The sequence below is a fragment of the Priestia sp. P5_B4 genome, from assembly GCF_056400385.1.
In genome coordinates this window covers 1-1,657 of sequence record NZ_JBFULJ010000841.1, presented here as the reverse complement: position 1 = coordinate 1,657, position 1,657 = coordinate 1, and the positions used below count along the sequence as shown (strand labels likewise).

General features: G+C 34.6%; 2 protein-coding genes. Both read right to left on the bottom strand.

Features of this window, described 5'->3' with window-relative positions; genetic code table 11:
• Positions 1-263: 263 nt before the first annotated feature.
• Positions 264-776, bottom strand: a complete 513-nt coding sequence (locus AC1DRF_RS26565) for a DIP1984 family protein (RefSeq protein ID WP_016766374.1) — start codon at positions 774-776, stop codon at positions 264-266.
• Positions 777-817: 41 nt separating this feature from the next.
• Positions 818-1,612, bottom strand: a complete 795-nt coding sequence (locus tag AC1DRF_RS26560; RefSeq protein WP_427076753.1) for a hypothetical protein — start codon at positions 1,610-1,612, stop codon at positions 818-820.
• Positions 1,613-1,657 lie beyond the last annotated feature (45 nt).

Below are 1,657 nucleotides of genomic sequence, written 5' to 3'. Positions count from 1 at the left end.
ATTATACTGAAAGCTTTCTAATAAAAATAAGATAAGATAAATAAGGCCCTTACTTAACTTACAAGTAAGGGCACCATAGAAGGAGTTAAAAACAAGGAGGTATTGGTCATCGACCGTCCATTGCTATAGTTGGTTATTGGTAAATAGTAACAGTGTAATGGGTCATTGGATTATTGGTTTTATCACTTGCCATCACAATAGTACTTTGAGTACACTAAACATTCTCCTTCTATGCCTTGAAGGGAGTCTCACCTCTTCAAGGGTTAAAAATATTTATCTCCATCAAACTCTAACTCTATTTGATAATTTTTAGCGTTAATTAAATTTGATAATCTATTTGCTTTCTTTTCAACCTCTAGCCCTCTTAGACGATATTCTTCAGGATCAAATGTAGCCACTTTAATAATGGATACCCCTTCTCCATAGTAAGGATATTCTTCTTTAGATGATGAACCAAACTCCTTATATTTTCTTGCTTTAGCACGTAATTGAGTGGCATATTCAATCGCTTCTACAATTGTTAGTTTGTGTTCATTATAAGTAATATTATTTTGAATATTGGCTTGATACATTAATTTATCAAGTAGACGCAAATCCTTTCGAATGTCCTCTAAATCCTGTTCAACATCAGATAGTGATCGAGCCTGAGGAGGAATCTTCTCCCCTTTTTCGATCTCTACAAATGCAACTCGGTCCATCTCTTCTTCTAATTCATGTATTCGTTTTGATAATACACTTTTCAATTTCACAGCCTCTGCTAGAGAAATCTTAGACATAGATCAAAGCTCCTTTATTCATAAACTTAATTTTTACTATTTTATTGTTCTAATACCTTTTCATAATAAGGAGGTGTTGTGCCACTTCCGCCATCCCCTGAGACACTGCTGCGATCTACTTTATAAGACATTACATAGCGTCCTTTTTGTTTACCTTTAGTCCAGTTTTCTTCAAACGTCACTAGATAAAACTCTTTATTTAATTTTTTAGCACGAGTTTTTCTTTCGATTTGATACCCTCCAAAAGTTCCTTTCCATGTTCCAACTTTAGCAGGAAATAAATCAATATCTGTTCCTTCACCACTTGTCGCAAACTCTATGGCATCTTCTTTCGTAAATGGCGGAAGGCTAGGTGATAGCGCTTCTAATATACTCCAACTGAGAAGTAAAAGAATAAGAGGCATAATTAGCAATACTTTTGTACTTTTTTCCCTGTCAATTCTTCTTTTTACCCACCAATCTATACATGCATATAACATAGCAGCTGCCATCCCGTAATAAGCCAAATATGTATCTTGAAAAAACAAACCGTTAATTAAGCCTAATATGCCGTGGAAGAAGACAAATAGCCACCTCATGTTGGAAAGCCATTTCTTTCGAATAGCGTCCAGTATAACTGAGACAAAATTTCCGTATACAGCAATAACGGCCCCTACATAAAAAAGATATACAAGGAACCACCCTGCCATGTCATTTCCAGTATGATACGATAGTTCTTCTCCGTCAGTTAGCTGTTGAATCAGACCTGTTATTGTCAAAAGGTAAGCTAAAATAAAGCTTGTAGAAAGAGTTGTTATCGTCTTTCTCAAAATCACATAATCTTTTTCACTTTCCATAAAGGGTACCTTTTTCTACTTATTTCTATATATTTTATATTAAAC

What these genes read in the sequence shown, in the direction of transcription:
- AC1DRF_RS26565 (WP_016766374.1), bottom strand. Translation starts at nt 776, where the DNA reads ATGTCTAAGATTTCTCTAGCAGAGGCTGTGAAATTGAAAAGTGTATTA.
- AC1DRF_RS26560 (WP_427076753.1), bottom strand. Translation starts at nt 1,612, where the DNA reads ATGGAAAGTGAAAAAGATTATGTGATTTTGAGAAAGACGATAACAACT.